A 22,137-nucleotide genomic window follows, 5' to 3' on the forward strand; every position below is an offset into this window, starting at 1 on the left:
AGGGCTTGCGCTCGGCCAACGTCTTGCGCATCAGGGGAGGCCGAGGCGGGAGAAGGTGTGTGGTTTTTGCGGGAGCGATGGCAGTGGCGATGGCGCTGGATGCCTTGATCGGCTGGCCAAACTGGCTGTTCGCGCGCGTCGGCCATCCCGTGACCTGGCTCGGCCGTCTGATCGATGCGGTCGATGGCGGCTGGAACCGGAGCTCCGATCCACCGGCGCTGCGTCGCGCGGCGGGTGTTGCGGGAGCACTTCTCGTGATCGCCTTGGCGGTCGCGCTTGGCTGGGCCGTTCAGACCGTGCTCGGCTCGGGATGGGTACGCGTGATCGTGGTGGGAATTTTGGCATGGCCGCTGGTTGCCTTGCGCTCGCTGCATGATCATGTCGCTGCGGTGGCACATCCGCTCGCATCGGGCGATATCGCGGGGGCGCGCGCTGCGGTGTCGCAGATCGTGGGGCGCGATCCGGCCACGCTCGACGAGGCCGGCATTGCGCGCGCGACGATCGAGAGCCTCGCCGAGAATGCGTCCGACGGCATCGTGGCCCCGGTGTTTTGGGGCGCGCTGTTCGGGCTGCCCGGCATCGTCGGCTACAAGGCGATCAACACGCTGGACTCCATGATCGGCCATCGCACCGCGCGGCACGAGGCGTTCGGCTGGGCCGCGGCGCGCATCGATGATGTCGCCAACCTGATCCCGGCGCGGCTGACCGGCGTGCTGTTCGTGCTGCTCGCGCCGTGGTCTTCGCAGGCATGGGTATGCATGCTGCGGAACGCGAAACGCCATCGTTCGCCGAATGCCGGCTGGCCGGAAGCTGCGATGGCCGGCGCGCTCGGCGTGCGGCTCAGCGGCCCCCGCATCTATCACGGCAGCACCGCGGATGAGCCGTGGCTGAACGAGGGCGCGCGCGATCCGGATGCCGCCGATATCAGCGCAGGACTGAAACTCTATCGCCGCGCCATGCTGTTATTGGCCGGGGTATTCGTCGTGCTTGCGTTGCTGTAAGAGGGCGGGGCATGCAAGAGCACGGCGGAAATCTCGATGTCGCCCGGCAGCGCTTCGGCGGCCGCGCAGAGGACTGGATCGACCTGTCGACGGGGATCAACCGGGTGCCTTATCCCGACGTCGACGTGGAGCCGCAGCAATGGAGCGCGCTGCCGTCGCGAGCCGACATCGAATCCCTCCATCAGGCGGCGCGGCAGGCTTACGCGACCGGCGCGCCGATCGTGGCGCTGGCGGGCGCGCAGGCGGCCATTCAGTTGCTGCCGCATTTGACTCCCCGGGGACGGGCGCGCATTCTCGGGCCGACCTACAATGAATATGCCGCGGTGCTGCGGGCCGCAAGTTGGGACGTCGCCGAGGTGTTCGATCCCGGCGCGCTGGCGGGTGCCGATCTCGCCGTTGTCGTCAATCCGAACAATCCGGATGGGCGCTGTCATGATCGGCGCGATTTGCTTGCGCTGTTGCCGCGCATTGGGCGGCTCGTCATCGATGAGAGCTTTGCAGACGCTGCTCCGAGCCTGTCGCTCGCACCGGAAGCGGGGCGGCCGAACCTCCTGGTCCTGCGTTCCTTCGGCAAGTTTTACGGGCTGGCCGGCTTGCGGCTCGGCTTTGCGATCGGCAGCGAGCGGGATATCGCAGGCCTTGCCGCGATGGCGGGACCCTGGCCGGTGTCGGGCGCCGCAATCGCGATCGGTCGGCGCGCGCTACTCGATCGCGACTGGGCAAACGCGACGGCCAAGCGGCTGGCGAGCGACAGCGTCAGGCTCGACGCGGCGGTGCGATCGCAAGGCTGGACGCTGGTCGGCGGCACGCCGCTGTTCCGGCTTTACGAGACCGGCGATGCGCTGGCGGCGCAGGAGAAGCTTGCGCGCGGAATGATCTGGTCGCGCGTGTTCGCGCAGAAGCCGGGATGGTTGCGGCTCGGTCTGCCCGGCAATGAGAGCGAATGGGCGCGCCTTGCGGAGGTGCTGGCGCGCTGACGGTCAGCGGGCCAGCGCGAATATCCCGTCGACATCGAGATGCGCCTCGATGTGATCGGCGAGCGCGTCGAGCGCGCTCTCGACTCTGGCGCCGTAAGGCTGGTCCGTCGCGGCAATATCGAGTTTTGCGAGGAACGACTTGCGAAAATCGTCCGATGCGAACAGGCCGTGCAGATAGCTGCCGTGAACGCGTCCATCGGTGGAGATGGCGCCTTCCGGCTCGCCATCAACAACCGCAAATGGCCGCGCGCGGTCCGGCCCGTCGGTGCGTCCGATGTGGATCTCGTAGGCGCTGATCGCCTGATCCGTCGCGGCGTGGACGGCGCTGACGCGCGTCAGCGTCTTCTGCTCGGTCATGGTGGTCGCGACGTCGAGCAGCCCGAGGCCGGGAGTTTCGCCGGCGGGGCCCTCGATTCCTTCGGGATCGGCGACGGTTTGCCCGAGCATCTGGTAGCCGCCGCATAGGCCGAGCACATGGCCGCCGCGGCGATGATGCGCCCACAGATCAATGTCCCAGCCCTGCGCGCGCAGGAAGGCGAGGTCGCCTCGCGTCGATTTCGAGCCGGGCAGGATGACGAGCTTTGCGTCGCCCGGGATGGCCTCGCCAGGACGCACCATGACGAGATCGACGCCGGACTCAAGCTTCAGCGGATCGAGATCGTCGAAATTGGCGATCCGCGACAGCGCGAGAAAGGCGATCTTGCACTGGCCCACCTTGCGGGCGTCGCCAAGGCCGAGCGCATCCTCGGCCGGCAGCTCGCCGGCGCGGCTGAACCAGGGCAGCACGCCAAAGCCGCGCCACGCGGTGCGGGCCTCGATCAGCCGGTAGCCGTCGTCGAACAGCGTGGGATCGCCGCGGAATTTGTTGATGACAAAGCCCTGGATCATCGCGGCGTCTTCAGGGTCGATCACCGTCTTGATGCCGACCAGCTGCGCGATCACGCCGCCGCGGTCGATGTCGCCGACCAGCACCACCGGCACGTCGGCCTTGCGGGCAAAGCCCATATTGGCGATGTCTGCCTTGCGCAGATTGACCTCGGCCGGGCTGCCGGCGCCCTCGACCAGCACCAGATCGGCGCGCGCCTTCAGCCGTGCAAAACTCTCCAGCACCGCGCCCATCAATGTCGGCTTGATGGCGGCATATTCGCGCGCGCGGGCGGTAGCGACGCGCTTGCCCTGCACGATGATCTGGGCGCCGACATCGCTCTCCGGCTTCAGCAGCACCGGGTTCATGTCGGTGTGCGGCGCGACGCCGGCGGCGAGCGCCTGCAGCGCCTGGGCGCGGCCGATCTCGCCGCCGTCGACGGTGACGGCCGCGTTGTTCGACATGTTCTGCGGCTTGAACGGCAGCACGCGCAAGCCGCGGCGTTTGGCGGCGCGCGCCAGGCCCGCGACGATGAGCGACTTGCCCACGTCCGAGCCGGCACCCTGGATCATCAATGCGCGCGCCATGGCGATCTCAGTCAGAACTCGACGCCCGGCTGGGCCTTGATGCCGGAGCGGAACGGATGCTTGACCAGCGTCATCTCGGTGACGAGGTCGGCGATCTCGATCAACTCGTCCTTGGCGTTACGCCCGGTGAGCACGACATGGGTCATCGGCGGTTTTGACGTGGTCAAAAATTCGACGACGTCGGCGATCGCGAGATAATCGTAGCGCAGCGCGATGTTGATCTCGTCGAGCACCACCATGCGCAAGCTCGGATCCGCGATCAGCTCCTTGGCCTTTTCCCAACCGGCCTGCGCCGCCGAGATGTCGCGGGCGCGATCCTGCGTCTCCCAGGTAAAACCTTCGCCCATGGCGTGGAATTGGCAGAGATCGCCGAAATGTCCGGTGAGCAGGCGGCGCTCGCCGGTATCCCAGGCGCCCTTGATGAACTGCACCACGGCGCAGGGGAAACCGTGCGCCACGCAGCGCACGATCATGCCGAACGCCGAGGACGATTTTCCTTTGCCGGCGCCGGTATGAACGATGATCAGGCCTTTTTCGCCGCTCTTGGTCGCCATGATCTTGTCACGGGCGACCTTCTTCTTCGCCATCCTGGCGGCATGCCGCGCCTCCTGCGACGAGCCGGCGTCCGCGGCTTCGTCCTCAGTGGTGTTTGCATCGGAAGTCATGACGTTCCTTTGGCTTGACAAGTTGGAGCCGTGGACGAATGGTGGGCCCGCGTTGGTTCCTGTCCTACGACAGGCGAAGAGGGAATGCGATAGGGCGAAAGCCCGAAGCGCAGCCGCCCCCGCGACCGTGACCGGAGAGATTCCCAAAGCCACTGATTCCCTGACGGAATCGGGAAGGCGGGGATCAAAGGACAAAATCCTGCTCCGCAAGCCGGGAGACCTGCCAGCGCAGTGATGTGAGAACCGGCGGACGGGGTGTTCCGCGACGGGGAACGAACCTTGTTCATCGTCGGTTCGGTTGCCTCATCGCCCCCGCTGCCAATCTGGGATGGGCGATGAGCGTTACACTGCATGTCTGCATCACCTGCCGCGCCGGGCAGACGCTGGCCGAAGGTGAAATCCCGCCCGGTGCGCGGCTGCATGCCGCGCTGCTCGACGCCGGCGTGCCCGACGGCGTCAATCTGGTTCCCGTCGAATGCCTGTCGGCCTGCAGCCAGGGCTGCTCGGTCGCGCTCAGCGCGCCCGGCCGTTGGTCCTATGTCTATGGTCGGCTGTCCGCGGAAAATGCACAGGATGTGATCGCAGGCAGCGCCGCCTATGCGGCGGCGCCCGACGGCATCGTGCCGTGGCGCAGCCGCCCGGAAATCTTTCGCAAGCAATCGCTCGCCCGCATCCCGCCCGTCGTCCTACCCGAGGCCGCAGAATGAACGCGCTCACCAAAATTCCGGTCACCGTCGTCACCGGCTTTCTCGGATCGGGCAAGACCACGCTGATCCAGCATCTGATCAGGAACGCCAACGGCAAGAAGCTGGCGGTGCTGGTCAACGAATTCGGCAGCGAAGGCGTCGACGGCGAGATTCTGAAATCCTGCGCCGATGCCGATTGTCCGGCCGAGAACATCGTCGAGCTCGCCAATGGCTGCATCTGCTGCACCGTCGCCGACGATTTCATCCCGGCGATGGAGCAGCTTTTGGCGCGCCCGGTGAAGCCGGATCACATCGTGATCGAAACATCGGGCCTCGCGCTGCCAAAGCCGCTGCTCAAAGCATTCGACTGGCCCGAGATTCGTTCGCGCATCACGGTCGACGGCGTGATCGCGCTGGCCGATGCCGAGGCCGTTGCCGCCGGCCGCTTTGCGCCCGATCCGGCTGCGGTCGATGCGCAGCGCGCGGCCGACGCCAATCTCGATCACGAGACGCCGCTGTCGGAAGTGTTCGAGGACCAGATCGCCTGCGCCGATATCGTGCTGCTGACCAAGGCGGATCTCGCCGGGGCCGAAGGGATCAGGGCCGCCAAGGAGGCGATCACCGCGGAAATGCCGCGCGAGGTGCCGATGCTGCCGGTGGTCGAGGGCGCGATCGATGCCCGCGTGATCCTGGGCCTCGCGGCGGCGGCGGAGGATGACCTCGCATCGCGCCCGTCGCATCACGACGGCGAGGACGAGCACGAGCACAATGACTTCAATTCGGTGGTGATCGACCTGCCCGAAATCGCCGACGTCGAGGCGCTGGTGGCGTCGATCAAGGGGCTGGCGCGCGAGCAGAACGTGCTGCGCGCCAAGGGTTATATCGCGGTCGCGGGCAAGCCGATGCGGCTCCTGGTGCAGTCGGTCGGCGAACGGGTGCGGCACCAGTTCGATATGCCGTGGGGTGCGCGGGTGCGGCAATCAAAGCTCGTCATGATCGGTGAACACGGCGATATCGATGAAGCAGCCATCAGGGCGCGGCTGGGTGTCTGATGCACGTCATCTTCCGCGAGAGCCGCGGCCTCGAAGAGACCGCGACGCCAAGGGACCTCGGCCAGGATCCGGCCGATCTCGTGGTGCTCTCGTTTTCCGACAGCGACCTTGCGGCATTTGCGGCCGGCTGGCGGCGCGGCCGCGCGTCATTGCCGTCGCTGCGGCTCGCCAATCTCGCGGAGCTGCGCCACCCGCTCTCGGTCGACACCTATATCGAGCGAACGCTGTCGCAGGCGCGCGGCATTTTGGTGCGCCTGATCGGCGGTGAACCGTATTGGCCGTATGGGCTGGCGGCGCTGCATCGGCTGGCGAAGGAACGCAACATCGCGCTGGTGGTGCTGCCGGCCGACGGCCGCGACGATCTGCGGCTGGATGAATTTTCGACACTGCCGGTCTCGACGCTGCGGCGGCTGAAGGCGCTGTGCGACAAGGGCGGCCCGGTCGCGGCGCAGGCGGTGATCGCGCAGCTGGCGCTGGCCTCCGGACTCTATGCCGGGCCTGTCGTCGGCGAGATCGACCTGGCGGAGATCGGGTTCTACGATCCGCAACGCGGTCCGATCCGGACGCTGCCAGATGCCGATGACCGGCCGCGCGCGATCGTCACCTTCTATCGTTCGTATCTGGCAGCCGGCGACATGGCGCCGGTCGATGCGCTGATCGCGGCGTTGCGGCGGAAGGGCTTTGACGCCTATGGCGTGTTCGTTGCCTCACTGAAGGCCGCCGGCGTCGCGGACTGGCTGCGCGCGCAGTTCGCGCAAGGCCCGCCAGCCGCGATCGTCAATGCGACGGCGTTCTCCGCGATCGGTGACGACGGCACGACGCCGTTCGACGGCATGACGTGCCCAGTGTTCCAGGTCGCCTTGTCGACCGCACGGCGCGAGAATTGGGCGGAGTCGCTGCGCGGGCTTTCACCCGGCGACCTCGCGATGCATGTCGTGTTGCCGGAGGTCGACGGCCGGCTGTTCGCGGGCGTCGTCAGCTTCAAGTCAGCCGCGGAGCGCGATCCTGACCTGCAATTCTCGCATTTGGCGCATCGGCCGGACGGCGAGCGCGTCGCCGCCGCGATTGCGCGCGTGACGGCCTGGCACCGGCTCGCCGGCAAACCGGCACATGACAAGCAACTCGCGATCGTGCTCTCGAACTATCCGGGACGTCCGCATCAGATCGCGCATGCCGTCGGCCTCGACGCGCTCGCCTCGGTCGATGCACTGCTGTCCGATCTTGCCGCAGCGGGCTACGATCTCACGCCGGCACCGGCGCTGGGCGACGTGCTGCTGCGCGAGAAGCTGGCATGGAGCGTCGCCGACTATCGCGCGGCGCTGTCCCGTCTTCCGCAAGCGCTGCAGGATGATCTGGCGCGCGCCTGGGCCGCGCCGGAGGACGATCCCGATTGCCGTGACGGCGCGTTTCATTTCGCCGCGATCCGGTCCGGCAAAAGCATCATCGCCGTGCAGCCGGAACGCGGCGAGGTCGGTCATCGCGACGCCGACTATCACGATCTCGCGCGCACGCCGCGCCATGCCTATGTCGCGTTCTACCTCTGGCTCCGCCAGCAGGGCGTCGATGCGCTGGTGCATATGGGCGCGCATGGCACGCTGGAATGGCTGCCCGGAAAATCCGTCGCGCTGTCGCCCGCGTGCTGGCCGGAAGCGCTGATCGGCGACCTGCCGGTGATCTATCCCTTCATCGTCAACGATCCCGGCGAGGCGGCGCAGGCCAAGCGGCGGACCGGCGCGGTGACGATCGGTCATCTGCCGCCGCCGCTTGCGGCGGCCGCGTTGCCGGAGCGCCTGCGCCGGCTCGAACAGCTGCTCGACGAATATTCGACTGCCGACGGGCTCGATCCGGCGCGGCGGCAGCGCTTGATCGCCGATATCCGCGAGGAAGCGCGCGTCGCCGGTCTCGAGGACGATCTGGGGCTCGCGGCCTCGGTCTCATCAGCGGAGGCGATCCCGCAGATCGACCGCTTCGTCTGCGATCTCAAGGAAAGCCAGTTCGGCGATGGCCTGCATGTGTTCGGCCGTGGCGCCTGCGGCGAGGCGGAGCGGGACGCGCTGCGCAACGCGCTCGCCGGCAAGCGCGTCGCGCCCGGACCGTCGGGCTCGCCGTATCGCGGACGCAGCGACGTGCTGCCGACCGGCCGCAATCTGTTTGCGGTCGATCCGCGCGCGGTGCCGACGCCGTCGGCGCATGCGCAGGGCGTCAAGCTCGCGGAGGAATTGCTGCGCCGCCATCTGCAGGATCACGGCGACTGGCCGAAGGGTCTCGTCGTCGATCTCTGGGGCTCGTCGACGATGCGCACCGCCGGCGAGGATTTTGCGATGGCGCTGCATCTCGCCGGCATCGCGCCGCGCTGGGATCACGGCTCCGGCCGGGTGTCGGGTTACGACATCCTCGCGCCGGCGGAGCTCGGCCGCCCGCGCATCGACGTCACCTTGCGCGTGTCGGGCCTGTTCCGCGACGTCTTCTCAGGTCTCGCCCAGCTGTTCGAAGCTGCGGCCGAAGCGCTGTCCGAACGCAGCGAGGAGGGCGACGAGAATACCTATACGCAGCGTATCTCGCGCGTGTTCGGGCCGCGCCCCGGCCACTACGGCGCGGGCATTGCCGCGGTGCCGGATGATTTTACGCAAGCGACGCGCGAGGCGGCCGGCGAAGCCTGGCTCGCGGCGTCGTCCTGGGCCCTCGCATCCGATGGCGAGATGCGGCCCGACCGTGCGGGCATCGAGGCGAGGCTCACGGCAGCCGACAGTTTTGTTCACACCCAGGACTTGCCGGAGACCGATCTCCTGATGGCGGCGGACTATGCCGCGCATGAGGCCGGCATCGCGGCCGCCGCCGCGCGCATCGGCGCGAAGGCGCCGTCGCTCTATCACCTCGACGCAACGCGGCCCGATCAGCCGCATGCCCGCTCGCTGACCGAGGAGATCGCGCGGGTGGTGCGCGCCCGCCCCGCCAATCCGGCGTGGATCGCGGGCATGATGCGCCACGGCTTTCGCGGCGCCGCGGAAATATCGGCGACGCTGGAACACATGGCGGCGTTCGCCCATCTCGCCGGTGCGGTGCCGCCGCATCTGTTCGACCTCTATTACGACGCGACCCTCGGCAACGACGACGTCCGCGCCTTCATGGCGCGCGACAACCCGGCCGCCCTGGCGGCGCTGGAAACCTGCTTCACGCGGCTGCATGAGGCCTCGCTCTGGCGCACCCGCCGCAATTCGATCGCGGCGGCGCTGCAGGAGGCCTCATGAGCGCGGTCGCGATCAAGGGCTGGTGTCCCGGCGCGCTGCGGCCGATGCGCTCAGGCGACGGGCTCGTGGTGCGCGTTCGCCCGCGCGGTGGGCGGCTCGATGCAGCGCAGGCGGCGGGGATCGCCGATCTTGCAGAGCGCTACGGCAACGGCCAGATCGATCTGACCAGCCGCGCCAATCTGCAAATCCGCGGCGTCAGCGATCGCACCCATCTGCCGCTGATCGAAGGGCTCGCCGAGCTTAAATTGCTCGACGCCGATCCCGACAGCGAAGCCCGGCGCAACATTCTGGTGACGCCGTTCTGGACCGCCGGCGATGAAACCCTGTCGCTCGCCGCCGAGCTCGAGGAGGGCCTTGCTCGCGCGGCGCTCGATCTGCCGACCAAGTTCGGGTTCGCGATCGACGACGGCAACGAGCGGGTGCTGGCGGATGCCTCTGCGGATATCAGGATCGAGCGCGATGCTGCCGGCGAGCTGCTGGTGCGCGCCGATGGCGCCGGGTTCGGCCGCCGCGTCACGCGGAGCGAAGCGGTGCCGGTCGCACTCGCGCTGGCCGAATGGTTCGTTGTCTCCAGCGGTGTGCACGGCGACAGGCGGCGGATGGCAGCTCACCTCGCTGCCGGCGCAACGCTGCCCGAGGCATTTCGCGGCGATGCCGAGCCGGTGCAGCGAGGGTCCGCCGCCGTTCCCGGCCTTGGCCCGCTCGGCGCGATGGTCGGCGTTGCATTCGGGCAGTTGCCGCATCACACGCTCCGCGATCTCGCAGCGACCGCGCAGGCCATTCGCATGACGCCGTGGCGGATGCTGCTGGTCGAAGGCGTGCGCGAGATGCCTCGTGGCGCGGACCTGATCACGCAGCCCGATGACCCCGCGCTGCGAGCGATTGCGTGCAGCGGTGCGCCGCGCTGCCGTGACGCGCATGCCGACACGCGCGCGCTGGCAGCGGCGCTGGCGCCGCATATCCCGGCCGATGCACGGCTGCACGTCTCCGGCTGCGCCAAGGGCTGTGCGCATGCCGGCGCGGCCGAGACCACGCTGGTTGCGACACGCGATGGCTTCGATCTCGTGCGTGGCGGCTCGACGCGCGATGCGCCGGTCATGCGTGGGCTGAGCCACGCGCGCCTGCTTGCCGATCCCTCCTTGCTGGTGGGAGGCCACTGATGCCGCATACCTACGAGACCGACGGCGCGGCGATCTACCGGCAATCCTTTGCCACCATTCGCGCTGAGGCCGATCTCGCCCGCTTCACTGCGGATGAGGAGCCGGTGGTCGTGCGCATGATCCATGCCGCGGGCATGGTGGGGCTCGAAGCGCATGTCCGCTTCACGCCAGGCATGGCCGCGGCGGCGCGCGCCGCGCTGCAGAACGGCGCGCCGATCCTCTGCGACGCGCGCATGGTGTCGGAGGGGATTACGCGCGCACGGCTGCCCGCGGACAACGCCGTGATCTGCACGTTGGGCGATCCTGCGGTGCCCGCGCTCGCGCAATCGATGCGCAACACGCGCTCTGCGGCGGCGCTGGAGCTGTGGCGCCCGCATCTCGACGGCGCCGTCGTCGCTATCGGCAATGCACCGACGGCGTTGTTCCATCTGCTCAACATGCTGGAGCAGGGCGATTGCCCGCGGCCGGCCGCGATCATCGGTTGCCCGGTCGGCTTCGTCGGTGCGGCCGAATCCAAGGCGGCGCTGATGGCCGAACCGCCTGCACCGGCGCTGACGGTCGAGGGACGGCTTGGCGGTTCGGCGATCACCGTTGCCGCAGTCAACGCGCTGGCGAGCCGGAGCGAGTAGCATGGGGCGCATCATCTGTTGCGGCCTCGGGCCGGGCGATCCTGATCTGATGAGCGTGCGTGCCGACCGCACCGTGCGCGCCGCAAAGCATGTCGCGTTTTTCCGCAAGAAGGGTCAGCTCGGACAGGCGCGCCGCATCGTCGACGGGCTGCTCGCCACTGATGCCTGCGAATATCCGATGGAATATCCCGTCACCACGGAGATCGCGTTCGACAGCGCGGACTACGCGCGGCTGCTCGCAAGCTTCTACGACGAATGGGCGGAACGCCTGGCGCGGCTGGCGCGCGCGATCGATATTGTCGTGCTCTGCGAGGGCGATCCCTATTTCTACGGCTCGTTCATGCATCTGCATACGCGGCTGCAGGGGCGCGTCGACCTCGAGGTAATCGCGGGAATTCCCGGCATGGCGGGCTGCTGGAACGCAGTCGGCCGGCCGATTGCGCTCGGCGACGACGTCACGACGGTGCTGATGGGTACGCTGCCGGAAGCCGAGCTCGAACAGCGGATGCGCAATTCCGATGCGCTGGTCGTCATGAAGACGGGGCGCAATCTGAGCAAGATCCGCCGCGCGCTGGCCTCTGCCGGCCGCCTCGATGACGCCTGGCTCGTCGAGCGCGGCACCATGCCGGACCAGCGCGTCAGCCGGCTCGTCGATATCCATGACGCCGAGTGCGCCTACTTTGCGATCGTGCTGGTGCACGGGCAGGGGCTGCGCCGGGAGGCTGCCGAATGACCGGCACGTTGACCATCGCTGGGCTGGGGCCGGGCGACGAGGCGTTGATCACGCCGGAAGTCTCCGCGGCGCTTGCGCAGGCGACCGACATTGTGGGCTATGGGCCCTATGTCTCGCGCGTGCAGCCGCGCGAGGGGCTCACGCTGCATCCGTCCGACAATCGCGTCGAGTTGCAACGCGCCGGCGCGGCGCTGCGGCTGGCGTCGGAAGGGCGCGACGTCGTCGTGGTGTCTTCGGGCGATCCCGGCGTGTTTGCGATGGCTTCCGCGGTGTTCGAGGCGCTGGAGGATGGGCCAGAGTGGCGCGACCTGCCGATCCGGGTGCTGCCCGGCGTGACGGCGATGCTGGCGGCAGCCGCAGCCTGCGGTGCGCCGCTCGGTCATGATTTTTGCGCGATCAATCTCTCCGACAATCTAAAACCGTGGCCGGTGATCGAGAAGCGATTACGGCTCGCCGCGGAGGCTGATTTTGCCATCGCGATGTACAATCCGCGTTCTGCTAGCCGGCCGGACGGCTTTGGCCGCGTCCTCGAGATTCTGCGCGAAGCCGGGTGCGGGAAACGCATTGTCGTGTTCGCTCACGCGGTCTCTACGCCGAAACAGCGCATCGAGGTAGTCGAGCTGCGCGACGCGCGGCCGGAGATGGCCGACATGCGGACGCTGGTGATCGTCGGCAATTCGGCGACGCGCCGGGTCGGCCGCTGGATCTATGCGCCGAGGCAGGTGCGATGACCGAGCCACGCCATCACCTCGGCGACGCTTTCCGCCCGCGGCCTGTCGGGAAGCTGCGGCCTTGTGATCATGATGACTGGAAGGCCGAGCGCGCGGGCGGCGTCGATCTTGGCGCGCGCGCCGGCGCCGCCGGAATTGCGCGCGACGATCCATTCGATGCCACGTGTGCGCATCATCGCGAGCTCACCATCAAGGGTGAAGGGGCCGCGCGATACGATGACATCGGCGCCGGGCAACGGCAGCGCACCTTCGGGCGGATCGACGAACCGCAACGTGTAGGCATGCTGCGGGCGGGCGGCGAACGGCGCGATGTGCTGGCGGCCAATGGCGAGGAAAACGCGGGCGCGGCTCTCCGGCAGAGCCGCGACCGCGGAGGCGACGTCTTCGACCTCGATCCAGTTGTCACCGGATGCCTTGCGCCACGGCGCGCGCTCCAGCGCGAGCAAGGGCGTTGCGGTTTCCGCGCAGGCGGCGACCGCGTTGCGGCTCATCTCAGCCGCGAACGGATGCGTCGCGTCGACCACATGGGTGATGCGCTCGCGGCGAAGATAGTCGGCGAGACCGTTGGGGCCGCCGAAGCCGCCACTGCGAGTCGGCAGCGGCTGTTCGGCGGGCGCGCGGGTGCGGCCGCCATAGGAATAGAGCGCGTCGATCCCGGCGCGCGCGATTGCTTCGGCGAGCAGATTGGCGTCCGTCGTTCCGCCCAGGATCAGGGCGCGTGTCATGGGTAATCCCTGGTTGACCATCATCGGCATCGGCGAAGATGGCCTTGCCGGCCTCTCCGAAGCAAGCCGAAACGCGCTTCGCGAAGCCGAGACCGTGTTCGGCGGCGAGCGGCATCTGGCGCTGGCCGGCATCACCGATCGCGGCCGGGCCTGGCCGGTGCCGTTCGATGCGGATGTCGTGCTGAGCTGCCGCGGCCGTCCGACGGCGGTGCTCGCCTCGGGCGACCCGTTCTGGCACGGCGCCGGCGGCAGCCTTGCCGAGAAATTGCAAGCCGGTGAATGGATCGCCTATCCCGCGCCGTCGACCTTCTCGCTCGCGGCGGCGCGCCTGGGCTGGCGGCTCGAGAACGTCATTTGTCTCGGGCTGCATGCCGCGCCGTTCGAACGTCTGGTGCCGCATCTCGCACGGGGCGCACGGATCATCTGCCTGCTGCGCGATGGCAAGGCGGCGGGCGATCTCGCGCGCTGGCTCACCGAGCGCGGCTGGGGGACGTCATCGATGTGGACCTTGTCCGCGCTTGGCGGTCCACGCGAAGTTGTCAGGCAGCATCGTACCGATAGTTATGTGGCCGACACGGAAGAAAGCCTGGTCGCGGTCGCGTTGGAGCTGAAGGAAGCGCAGGGGATCGCGCGCAGCTGCGGTCTTCCGGACACGCTGTTCGTGCATGACGGACAACTGACGAAGCGGCCGGTCCGCGCGCTGGCGCTGTCGGCGCTTGCGCCACGGCCCGGCGAACGGTTGTGGGACATCGGCGCAGGCTCCGGCTCGATCTCGATCGAATGGGCGCTGTGCGGCGGGACCGCGATTGCCGTCGAGGCGCGCGGCGATCGCGTCGCGAACATCCGTCGCAATGCCGAAAGTTTTGGCGTGACGCACCGCATGACAATCGTCGAGGGAGAAGCGCCCGGCATCCTGTCGGGTCTCGCGAGCCCGGATGCCGTGTTCATCGGTGGCGGTCTCGACGCTGCGATGTTCGATGCAATCTGGTCGCGCCTCGCGCCGGGTACGCGGCTGGTGGCGCATGCGGTGACGCTGGAGACCGAGGCGCTGCTCGCCGATCTCGAGCTTCGCCATGGCGGCGAGCTGATGCGGGCCGAGATTGCGCATGCGGATCAACTGGGCCGCTATCGCTCCTGGAAAGCGGCGCGGCCGGTCGTGCAATGGAGCGCGGTGAAATGAAGGTCGCGGGCCTGGGATTCAGACAGGACGCCACGCTTGCGTCGCTGCGCGAAGCGCTCCACGCAGCCGGCGGTTCTACAGGCCTTGCGGCGGTCGCGACGCTGCGCGACAAGGCCGACGCGCCGACGCTGCGGTTGCTCGCGGACGAATTGGGATTGCCGATCCGGGGCTTTTCCGCCGAGAGGTTGGGCGGGATCAAGACCGCGACCCAGTCCGCGTTGGTCAACGCCAGGTTCGGGACCGGCTCGATCGCCGAGGCCGCGGCACTCGCCGCTGCGGGACGCGGCGCACGGCTGATTGCGTCCCGCTGTGTTTCGCAGGATCGGATGGCCACCGCGGCGATCGCGGAAGGAGACGGCGAATGACGGTGCACTTTATCGGCGCAGGACCGGGCGCCGCCGATCTCTTGACCCTGCGCGGCCGCGATCTGATCGCGTCGTGCCCGGTGTGTCTCTATGCGGGATCGCTGGTGCCGCAGGGCGTTCTCGCGCACTGCCCGAAGGACGCGCGTATCGTCAACACCGCGCCGCTGTCGCTCGACGCGATCATCGCGGAGATCGCCGCCGCGCATGCCGACGGCAAGGATGTCGCGCGGCTGCATTCCGGCGATCTCTCGATCTGGTCGGCGATGGGCGAGCAATTGCGCCGGCTGCGCGCGTTAAACATTCCCTATTCGATCACGCCCGGCGTGCCGGCGTTTTCCGCCGCCGCGGCGGCGCTCGAGGCCGAGCTCACGCTGCCCGGCCTCGCGCAATCGGTGGTGCTGACGCGGACGCCGGGCCGGGCAAGCGCGATGCCCGAAGGCGAGACGCTGGCCGCATTCGCCGCCACCGGCGCGGTGCTCGCGATTCATCTGTCGATCCATTTGCTGGACAAGGTGGTCGCCGAGCTCGTGCCGCATTACGGCGCGGATTGTCCGGTGGCGATCGTCTGGCGTGCGAGCTGGCCGGACCAGCGCATCGTGCGCGCCACACTGGCGACGCTGGACGCCGCCGTCGGTCCCGAGCTCGAACGCACCGCACTGATCCTGGTTGGCAGGACGCTCGGTGCGGAAGAGTTCTCCGAGAGCCGTCTCTACGCCGCGGACTATGACCGCCGCTATCGGCCGGTCGGGGCGGCACCGCGCTTTCCGGAGACCTCGCGATGACGGCGGGGCTGATGATCTCGGCGCCGGCGTCCGGCGCCGGCAAGACCACGCTGACGCTGGCGCTGGCGCGCGCCTATCGGGGCCGCGGACTGAACGTGCAGTGCTTCAAGAGCGGGCCGGATTACATCGACCCCGCGTTCCACGCCGTCGCCACCGGACGCGCGTCGGTCAATCTCGATAGCTGGACGATGCCGCGCGAGGCGATCGAACATCTGACACGCCGCGGTGCGGATGCAGACCTCGTTCTGGCCGAAGGCTCGATGGGCCTGTTCGACGGCGTCGCCGCGCGCGGCGCCGCGGGCACCGGCGCGACGGCCGACATTGCCGAGATGATGGGATGGCCGGTGCTGCTGGTGATCGACCCGTCCGGCCAGGCGCAAACCGCGGCGGCGGTGGCCGCCGGACTGCGCGATTTCCGCGCCGGCGTGACGCTCGCCGGCGTCGTCCTCAACCGCGTCGCCAGCCCGCGTCACGAGGCGCTGGTGCGCAGCGCGATGGCGGATGCAGGCATTGCCGTGTTTGGGGCGCTGCCGCGTCACGCCGAGATCGCCTTGCCGAAGCGCCATCTCGGCCTGGTGCAGGCCGAAGAGCAGGCGGAGGTCGACGGCCTGATCGCGGAGGCCGCGCGCTTCGTCGCCGAGCACGTCGATCTCGACGCCGTGCTGCGATCGGCGCGCGCCTGGTCGCCGCCGGCCAAAACCGGCAGCTTGCGCGTGACGCCGCCGGGACAGCGCATCGCGCTGGCGCGCGATGCGGCATTCTCCTTCATCTATCCGCACATGCTGGAAGCCTGGCGCGACGCGGGCGCCGAGATCGTGACGTTCTCGCCGCTGGCCGATGAAGGCCCCGATGCGCGCGCCGATGTGTGCTGGCTGCCGGGCGGTTATCCCGAGCTGCACGCCGGCCGGCTCGCCGCCAACACCCGGTTTCTCGACGGCGTACGCGGCTTTGCCGAAACCCGGCCGGTGCATGGCGAATGCGGGGGATACATGGTGCTTGGCACGGCGCTGACCGACGCCGATGGCGTGCGCCACGCGATGGCGGGATTGCTCGGCCTCGAGACCAGCTACGCCAAGCGCCGCATGCATCTGGGCTACCGGCTCGCCGAGCTCACCGCGCCGATGCCCGGGCACGCGCAAGGCACACGGCTTCGCGGCCACGAGTTTCACTACTCGACGATCATCGCGCAGCCCGACACGCCGCTCGCGGTGGTGCGCGATGCGACCGGTGCGATCGTCGCCGAGACCGGCTCGCGGCGCGGCCACGCGACCGGAACGTTTTTTCACCTGATTGCGGAGGACCGATGAGCGGCTTTGTTTCCTTCGTCTCCGCCGGACCCGGCGACCCTGAACTCCTGACGGTGAGAGGCGCCGCGCGGCTGCGCGAGGCCGACGTGGTGCTGTACGACGATCTCGCCGCCGGCGCGATCCTCGATCTCGCACACGCCAGCGCCAATCTTGTCGCCGTCGGCAAGCGCGCCGGCCGGCCGTCGAGCCGGCAGCAGCACGTCAGCCGTCTGCTGGTCGATTATGCGGCGACCGGCGCGCGCGTGGTGCGGCTGAAATCGGGAGACGCAGGAATTTTCGGCCGGCTCGAGGAGGAGATCGAAGCGGTGCGCGCCGCCGGCATCGGCTACGAAATCGTTCCCGGCGTCACCTCGGCCTCCGTCGCCGCTGCGCAAGCCGGCATTCCCCTGACACGACGACAGACTTCGCGCCGGGTGCAGTTCATCACCGGGGCCGATGTCAGCGGCGGGCTGCCGGCTGACATGAACTGGTCGGCGCTGGCCGATCCCGAAGCGACCACCGTGGTCTATATGGGCAGGCGCACATTCCCGGCGCTGGCGGCAAAACTGACCGCGCATGGCCTCGCGCCCACGACGCCCGCATTGCTGGCGGAGTCGCTCGGCCATCCCGAGCAGCGGATCGTCCGCACCACGATCGCGGGCCTCGCGGAGCTGCTCGCGGACGCGGGCACGGCGACCGCGGCGTCGGTCATTCTGTTCGGCGCGTTGGCGCCGGGTCATGGGTGATGCGGCGATGCTGACGCTCTCCCTGATCGGCATCGGTTGCGGCGATCCGCAGCAGCTCACGCGGGCCGCGATCGCTGCGATCAACGCCGCCGATCTGATCCTGATCCCGCACAAGGGCAGTGCGAAATCGGATCTCGCCGACCTGCGGCGTTCGATCTGCGCTGAGGTGCTCGGCAACGACCATACGCGCATCGCCGAGTTCGACCTGCCGGTGCGCGATGCCGGCGAGGATGATTATCGCAAGGGCGTCGACGATTGGCATGACGCGGTCGCCGCAACCTGGTCGCGGCAGATCGCGCGTCACCTCGATGATGAGGGGCGCGTTGCGCTGCTGATCTGGGGCGATCCGTCGCTCTATGATTCAAGCCTGCGGATCGCGCGGCGGCTGGATCCGCTGCCGGCCATCGAGGTGGTCCCGGGCATCACCTCGATCCAGGCGCTGTGCGCGGCGCATGCGCTGCCGCTCAACGATATCGGCGAGCCGTTTCTCGTCACCACGGGCCGGCGGCTGCGCGAAGGTGGCTGGCCGCCCGGCGTCGACACCGTCGCCGTGATGCTCGATGGCGGCGCGGCGTTCCAGACGTTGAATCCTTCAGGGCTGCAAATCTGGTGGGGCGCCTATCTCGGCATGCCCGACCAGATCATCATGGCCGGTGATCTCACCGAGGTCGGTCCTCGTATCATCTCCGCACGCCGCGAAGCGCGCGCACGGCACGGCTGGATCATGGACAGCTACATTCTCAAGCGGCGATCGTGATTGTGATCGCGTGCCGACACGTCATCCGCGCGGTTGCTAACCCTTGAACGCCCGGATGGACGGCTGGATGGTCAGGCGATAGGCCACGAGCTTGTCGCCATCGAACAGCTCGAGCGTCGTTTCGCAGACCGGGCAGCGATACTGGCCTTCGGTTCCAGACTCGGACGCCAATTCAAGGCGGCGGAATCCGGCGCCACAGCGCGGGCACGTTACGTCGTCCTTCTTCATTAATCTCACCCCAGAAACAAAGCCGACGGTATTTTTTAATGCAGGCAGCGCGGCGGAACTATGTTCACGGTCGGAGAACTACGGAGCTTCCGTTAACGCAAATCGCGACGTTCCCCAAATCAAACCCAAGGCCACCGCGGCCCACATTGTCGGAACGGATTGGCAACGCCGGAACATTCGATAGGTTCAGCAACAAGTTAAGCTTCTGTCCGCTGAATCCTGATCACGCGCAATCGCCGGCGAGCTGGGGACTCGCCGGCGACCATCGCCATCGGCAGCGGGCCACCTATTGCCGCGTCAGGCGAACCACGTCCTGCTTCAAGAGGTAGAGCGAGACTGCGAGCAGGACGACGTCCTTCATCAGGAAGGGCACGTTGCCGGTCATCGCGGGGAACCCGCCGGCCGCGACGTCCCAGCCTTCCGGCATGAACGGGATGATGGTGACCGTCGCGATGAAGGTGCCGGCCGAGCCGAGGGCGCCGAGCACGCCGAGCCGCTTGTCCCAGTAGCCGGCGAGCAGCAGCGATCCGAATGTCCACTCCGAGACGCCGAGGAAGTAGCTGGCGCCGGCGTGGCCGAACAGCGGATACAGCCACCAGATCAGCGGTCCGTTGCTGATGAACGGGACCAGGCGTTCGAACTCGTACGGAAACCACTTCTGGTATCCGAAGAAGAAGAACATGATCACCATCGAGGCCCGCACGACGTGATAGTCGATATCGTTCGAGAGCAGGCCGGACTTGTAGAGCGTGCGGACGAGCAGACTTTGGCTGGTGGCGGTGGTGGAGAGCGTGGTCATGGTCGTGATCCTTCTCATGTGACTTGCAGCCCTGCCGCTTCACGCGACTGCGGGGAAGTCGATCTCGGTGTCGTTGATGCGGTTGAAGACGTTGGTGAAGATGGTGGTCGCAAACGCCAGGCTGATCTCGACCAACTGGGCGTCGCTGTAGCCGGCGGTCCTGATCGCGGCGAAATCGACGTCGCTGACCGTGCCGCTCGACTGCGCGAGCTTGCGGACGAAACGCACCAGTGCATCGCGCTTGGCGTCACCGGTCTGCTCGCTCTCGCGGATCTGCCGGAGCACGTCCGGATCCACGCCGGCGAGCTTGGCAAGATGGGTGTGTGCGGCGACACAATAGTCACAGCCGCCGGCATCGCTGATCACGAGCTTGATCACTTCCCGGTCGCTCTTGGACAGGCTGCCGCCGGCAAGCACCGCGTCGGCAGCAAGCACCGACTTGAGCGCCGCCGGACCGTGCGCGGCGATCGCCGCATACGTGTTCGGGACGCTGCCGATCGCCTTCTTGATCTGGGCGTAGATCTGGCCCGACGGGCCGGCATCGGCTTCGAGATTGGGAACTGAAAGACGGGACATGGTGGCACTCCGTGGTTGGTTGGTGAACGATTGCGGAGTGAACGTAGACCTGGTGTATGAGACATTGAATGTCGATAAATCTCGACTATATGCTCAATCGTCTCATGAAAGGGCGTTTGAGGGTCCCGGTATGGATTGGCTGAGCCGGCTGTTCGAAATGATCCCGGTGCGCGGGCGGCTGGATCTGCGCTGCAGCTACGGCGTGCCCTGGCGCATCGATCAGGGGCCGGCCGCGACCAACGAGATCCCCTATCACGCGGTGCTCGCCGGCTCGGCGATCCTGGACGATCCCGCCGGCGGCCACCCGCTGCAGCTCAAGGCCGGCGACATCCTGCTGCTGCCCAGCAACCCGCGGCACGTGATGCATGACGGCAGCGGCGCCGCGCCGCGCCCGGCGCGCAACCGGCCGGCGCTGAATTTCACCATCAGCGAAAATCTCGGCTCGGACCAGCGGCTCGATCTGCTGTGCGGACATTTCGCCATCGCGCCGCCGCACGATCGTCTGCTGCGCAGCTATCTGCCGCCGCGCCTCGTCGTGCATGCCGGCGCGGGGGCGGGAGAAGGCACCGCCACGCAGCTTGCCGGACTGGTGTCCATGATGCGCAGCGAAGCCGCCGACGATCACCTCGGCGGTCACGCCATGCTGAACGCGCTGTCGACGGCGATGTTCGCGCTGGTGCTGCGGCTCGCCAGCGAGAGCGGCGCCGCACCGCGCGGTTTGCTGGCGCTGGTCGGTCATGCCAGGCTCGCGCCGGCGGTGGCCGCGATGTTCAACGATCCCGCGCATGCGTGGTCGCTGCCGGAGCTGGCACAGCTCTGCAACATGTCGCGCGCCACGCTGGCACGGCAATTCCAGGACAAGCTCGGGCGGTCGCCGAGCGATCTTTTGACCGATATCAGGATGACGCTCGCAGCCAACGAGTTGAAGAGGTCGTCGCTCTCCACGGGCGCGGTAGCGGAGCTTGCGGGATACCAGTCGGAAGCGGCATTTCAGCGCGCGTTCAAGAGCCACATGGGCGTGACGGCGGCACAGTGGCGAAAGGCGCAGCGGCCGTCGGGACAGGATGTGTTGGCAAGTGCTGCGGCCGATGGCGATGCGCCATCGGCCGCGTCGCGCATCACGCCTTGACGGCGGCGGCCTGCTGCAGAACCGGGATCATGTCCTCGGGCTCGGGGCGGCGGGTGTAGTCGGGGTTGACTTCGGAGTAGAGGATCACGCCGTCCTGTCCGATCACGTAGCGGCCCGGCATCGGCAGCGTCCAGCTCGGATCGTTGTTGAAGCTCGGCAGATCGTTCTTCAGCTGCTTGTAGAGCTCGACCAGATAGTCGGGCAGGCGGAAGCGCAGCCCGAAAGCCTCGGCGAGCTCGCCGTTTGCATCCGACAGGATCGGGAACGAGAGCTTGTTCTGGCGCACTGATTTGCGGCTGTTCGGCGCGGTCTGCGGCGAGATCGCGACCAGCGATGCGCCGTATTTCTCGAACTCCGGCCTCGCAGCCTCGAGCGCCTGCAGCTCCATGTTGCAATACGGGCACCAGACGCCGCGGTAGAAGCTGAGCACCAGCGCGCCGCGCTTCAAGAGGTCCGCCGAGTTGACGACGTTGCCGTCCGGATCGGTGAGCGAGAACGACGGCGCGACGTCGCCGGCCTTCCTGGCGCCTTGCGCGGCGCCGGAGGCGATCAGCTCCGCGGTGGCGCGGTGCATGATCTCGATGACGGCCGGCGGAACGTTATAGGGCGCCTTGCCGGCTTCGAAATCGGCTTTGAAGGCGTCGAGCCTGGCTCGAAGTGACATATTGGCTTGAAGTGACATGGCGGGATCCTTGGGTGCTGCGTGGAGGGCGGCGGCGCCGTCCGCTAGGTTGAACTCACACCTGAGAAGCTAACGGAGGCGGCCGTGCGGGGTAGCAGGGGCGTCCGACTATCGTCTATTCCTGTTCGGAATAAGTGGTTCGGGCGGGTTAGCAGCCGCGGCAGATCACCAGCTTGCGGTCCAGTTCGTGGTCGAGCTGCTGTTGCTGCCGCTCCCACGCCGACACCGTCTCGGGCCGGGGAACGTCGGCCAATTGCGGTTGCCGATGGCCGACCGGCGCAAGCCAGGGACGGCGCGACGTCAGCTCGATCGGCCGGCTACGCGCAGCCGACATGGACTGATCTGCAGTCGCGCTGACCGGCAGGTCGGGGAAGACGCCGACGGGCTGGTTCGCGCTGGCCGGAGCAAGCAGGCCGGCGAAGACGACAATCGCGGCGGCGGTGCGCTTCAGGATCGAATTGCGGGACATGGCGGCACTCCTTGGCTGGAGGCTCGGGATGAGCAACTCCGTTGCTCGTCACCATACGCATGTGCGCAAGACGCTGAAT

The 22,137-nt window shown here is 68.0% G+C and carries 24 protein-coding genes and 1 riboswitch; of the genes, 16 read left to right on the top strand and 8 right to left on the bottom strand.

The window, feature by feature from the left end:
- Positions 1 to 59 precede the first annotated feature (59 nt).
- Both cbiB and cobD read left to right on the top strand, forming a co-directional pair.
- Positions 60 to 1,001, top strand: coding sequence for an adenosylcobinamide-phosphate synthase CbiB (cbiB, locus tag XH93_RS16245; RefSeq protein ID WP_194474293.1), 942 nt, complete (start codon positions 60 to 62; stop codon positions 999 to 1,001).
- Positions 1,002 to 1,012: 11 nt separating this feature from the next.
- Positions 1,013 to 1,978 (top strand): threonine-phosphate decarboxylase CobD, encoded by a 966-nt coding sequence (gene cobD / locus XH93_RS16250; protein WP_194474294.1) that lies wholly within the window; start codon positions 1,013 to 1,015, stop codon positions 1,976 to 1,978.
- Between the two features lie 3 nt (positions 1,979 to 1,981).
- Here cobD and XH93_RS16255 read toward each other — a convergent pair whose 3' ends face one another.
- Both XH93_RS16255 and cobO read right to left on the bottom strand, forming a co-directional pair.
- Entirely contained in the window at positions 1,982 to 3,430 is a 1,449-nt protein-coding gene (locus XH93_RS16255; RefSeq protein ID WP_194474295.1) for a cobyric acid synthase, read from the bottom strand.
- An 11-nt stretch (positions 3,431 to 3,441) separates the two neighbouring features.
- Positions 3,442 to 4,095, bottom strand: a complete 654-nt coding sequence (gene cobO, locus XH93_RS16260) for a cob(I)yrinic acid a,c-diamide adenosyltransferase (protein WP_194474296.1) — start codon at positions 4,093 to 4,095, stop codon at positions 3,442 to 3,444.
- A gap of 36 nt (positions 4,096 to 4,131) precedes the next feature.
- Positions 4,132 to 4,338: riboswitch (cobalamin riboswitch) on the top strand.
- Positions 4,339 to 4,430: 92 nt separating this feature from the next.
- Between cobO and XH93_RS16265 the strand changes: the two genes are divergently transcribed.
- The 7 genes from XH93_RS16265 to cobJ are packed head-to-tail and all read left to right on the top strand — an operon-like array spanning position 4,431 to position 12,334.
- On the top strand, positions 4,431 to 4,802 hold the full coding sequence (locus XH93_RS16265) for a DUF1636 domain-containing protein (protein WP_194474297.1): 372 nt from the start codon (positions 4,431 to 4,433) through the stop codon (positions 4,800 to 4,802).
- On the top strand, positions 4,799 to 5,833 hold the full coding sequence (gene cobW / locus XH93_RS16270) for a cobalamin biosynthesis protein CobW (RefSeq protein ID WP_194474298.1): 1,035 nt from the start codon (positions 4,799 to 4,801) through the stop codon (positions 5,831 to 5,833). The genes XH93_RS16265 and cobW overlap by 4 nt, the downstream gene beginning before the upstream one ends.
- Positions 5,833 to 9,081, top strand: a complete 3,249-nt coding sequence (gene cobN / locus XH93_RS16275) for a cobaltochelatase subunit CobN (protein WP_194474299.1) — start codon at positions 5,833 to 5,835, stop codon at positions 9,079 to 9,081. The genes cobW and cobN overlap by 1 nt, the downstream gene beginning before the upstream one ends.
- Complete coding sequence (gene cobG / locus XH93_RS16280) at positions 9,078 to 10,241, top strand: precorrin-3B synthase (RefSeq protein WP_194474300.1); 1,164 nt, start codon at positions 9,078 to 9,080, stop codon at positions 10,239 to 10,241. The genes cobN and cobG overlap by 4 nt, the downstream gene beginning before the upstream one ends.
- Entirely contained in the window at positions 10,241 to 10,870 is a 630-nt protein-coding gene (locus XH93_RS16285) for a precorrin-8X methylmutase (protein ID WP_194474301.1), read from the top strand. Before cobG ends, XH93_RS16285 begins: the two co-directional genes overlap by 1 nt.
- Position 10,871: 1 nt before the next feature.
- The gene (locus tag XH93_RS16290) at positions 10,872 to 11,603 is read left to right on the top strand and encodes a precorrin-2 C(20)-methyltransferase (protein WP_194474302.1); all 732 of its coding nucleotides are present in this window, start codon (positions 10,872 to 10,874) and stop codon (positions 11,601 to 11,603) included.
- Positions 11,600 to 12,334 (top strand): precorrin-3B C(17)-methyltransferase, encoded by a 735-nt coding sequence (gene cobJ / locus XH93_RS16295; RefSeq protein WP_194474303.1) that lies wholly within the window; start codon positions 11,600 to 11,602, stop codon positions 12,332 to 12,334. Before XH93_RS16290 ends, cobJ begins: the two co-directional genes overlap by 4 nt.
- On the opposite strand, the gene XH93_RS16300 is transcribed toward cobJ, so the two are convergent.
- Positions 12,310 to 13,059, bottom strand: a complete 750-nt coding sequence (locus tag XH93_RS16300; protein ID WP_194474304.1) for a cobalt-precorrin-6A reductase — start codon at positions 13,057 to 13,059, stop codon at positions 12,310 to 12,312. The genes cobJ and XH93_RS16300 overlap by 25 nt on opposite strands.
- Between XH93_RS16300 and cbiE the strand changes: the two genes are divergently transcribed.
- Genes cbiE through cobF form a run of 6 tightly spaced genes read left to right on the top strand, consistent with a single transcriptional unit; the run spans position 13,058 to position 18,175 of the window.
- Entirely contained in the window at positions 13,058 to 14,239 is a 1,182-nt protein-coding gene (cbiE, locus tag XH93_RS16305; RefSeq protein WP_194474305.1) for a precorrin-6y C5,15-methyltransferase (decarboxylating) subunit CbiE, read from the top strand. The two genes, XH93_RS16300 and cbiE, sit on opposite strands and share 2 nt — an antisense overlap.
- Positions 14,236 to 14,604 carry a cobalamin biosynthesis protein gene (locus tag XH93_RS16310; RefSeq protein WP_194474306.1) on the top strand — a complete coding sequence of 123 codons (369 nt, stop codon included), beginning with the start codon at positions 14,236 to 14,238 and terminating at the stop codon, positions 14,602 to 14,604. The genes cbiE and XH93_RS16310 overlap by 4 nt, the downstream gene beginning before the upstream one ends.
- A complete protein-coding gene (cobM, locus tag XH93_RS16315) occupies positions 14,601 to 15,386 on the top strand; it encodes a precorrin-4 C(11)-methyltransferase (RefSeq protein ID WP_194474307.1) in 786 nt (261 codons plus the stop codon). The genes XH93_RS16310 and cobM overlap by 4 nt, the downstream gene beginning before the upstream one ends.
- Positions 15,383 to 16,693, top strand: coding sequence for a cobyrinate a,c-diamide synthase (locus tag XH93_RS16320; protein ID WP_194474308.1), 1,311 nt, complete (start codon positions 15,383 to 15,385; stop codon positions 16,691 to 16,693). Before cobM ends, XH93_RS16320 begins: the two co-directional genes overlap by 4 nt.
- Positions 16,690 to 17,418, top strand: a complete 729-nt coding sequence (gene cobA, locus XH93_RS16325; protein ID WP_194474309.1) for a uroporphyrinogen-III C-methyltransferase — start codon at positions 16,690 to 16,692, stop codon at positions 17,416 to 17,418. The genes XH93_RS16320 and cobA overlap by 4 nt, the downstream gene beginning before the upstream one ends.
- A 7-nt stretch (positions 17,419 to 17,425) precedes the next feature.
- Positions 17,426 to 18,175, top strand: a complete 750-nt coding sequence (gene cobF, locus XH93_RS16330; RefSeq protein WP_194474310.1) for a precorrin-6A synthase (deacetylating) — start codon at positions 17,426 to 17,428, stop codon at positions 18,173 to 18,175.
- A gap of 36 nt (positions 18,176 to 18,211) precedes the next feature.
- Here cobF and XH93_RS16335 read toward each other — a convergent pair whose 3' ends face one another.
- The 3 genes from XH93_RS16335 to XH93_RS16345 form a co-directional block, all read right to left on the bottom strand.
- Positions 18,212 to 18,403 (bottom strand): hypothetical protein, encoded by a 192-nt coding sequence (locus XH93_RS16335; RefSeq protein WP_139863719.1) that lies wholly within the window; start codon positions 18,401 to 18,403, stop codon positions 18,212 to 18,214.
- 286 nt (positions 18,404 to 18,689) lie between these two features.
- The gene (locus XH93_RS16340; RefSeq protein ID WP_194474311.1) at positions 18,690 to 19,202 is read right to left on the bottom strand and encodes a YkgB family protein; all 513 of its coding nucleotides are present in this window, start codon (positions 19,200 to 19,202) and stop codon (positions 18,690 to 18,692) included.
- A 39-nt stretch (positions 19,203 to 19,241) separates the two neighbouring features.
- A complete protein-coding gene (locus tag XH93_RS16345) occupies positions 19,242 to 19,778 on the bottom strand; it encodes a carboxymuconolactone decarboxylase family protein (protein ID WP_139863721.1) in 537 nt (178 codons plus the stop codon).
- A 130-nt stretch (positions 19,779 to 19,908) separates the two neighbouring features.
- On the opposite strand from XH93_RS16345, the gene XH93_RS16350 reads away from it, so the two are divergent.
- Complete coding sequence (locus XH93_RS16350) at positions 19,909 to 20,907, top strand: AraC family transcriptional regulator (protein WP_194474312.1); 999 nt, start codon at positions 19,909 to 19,911, stop codon at positions 20,905 to 20,907.
- Here XH93_RS16350 and XH93_RS16355 read toward each other — a convergent pair.
- Entirely contained in the window at positions 20,897 to 21,571 is a 675-nt protein-coding gene (locus XH93_RS16355) for a peroxiredoxin-like family protein (RefSeq protein WP_194475170.1), read from the bottom strand. The genes XH93_RS16350 and XH93_RS16355 overlap by 11 nt on opposite strands.
- 166 nt (positions 21,572 to 21,737) lie before the next feature.
- Entirely contained in the window at positions 21,738 to 22,058 is a 321-nt protein-coding gene (locus tag XH93_RS16360; RefSeq protein WP_194474313.1) for a hypothetical protein, read from the bottom strand.
- Positions 22,059 to 22,137: the final 79 nt, after the last annotated feature.

It is taken from the genome of Bradyrhizobium sp. CCBAU 51753 (assembly GCF_015291565.1).
Lineage (GTDB): Bacteria > Pseudomonadota > Alphaproteobacteria > Rhizobiales > Xanthobacteraceae > Bradyrhizobium > Bradyrhizobium ivorense.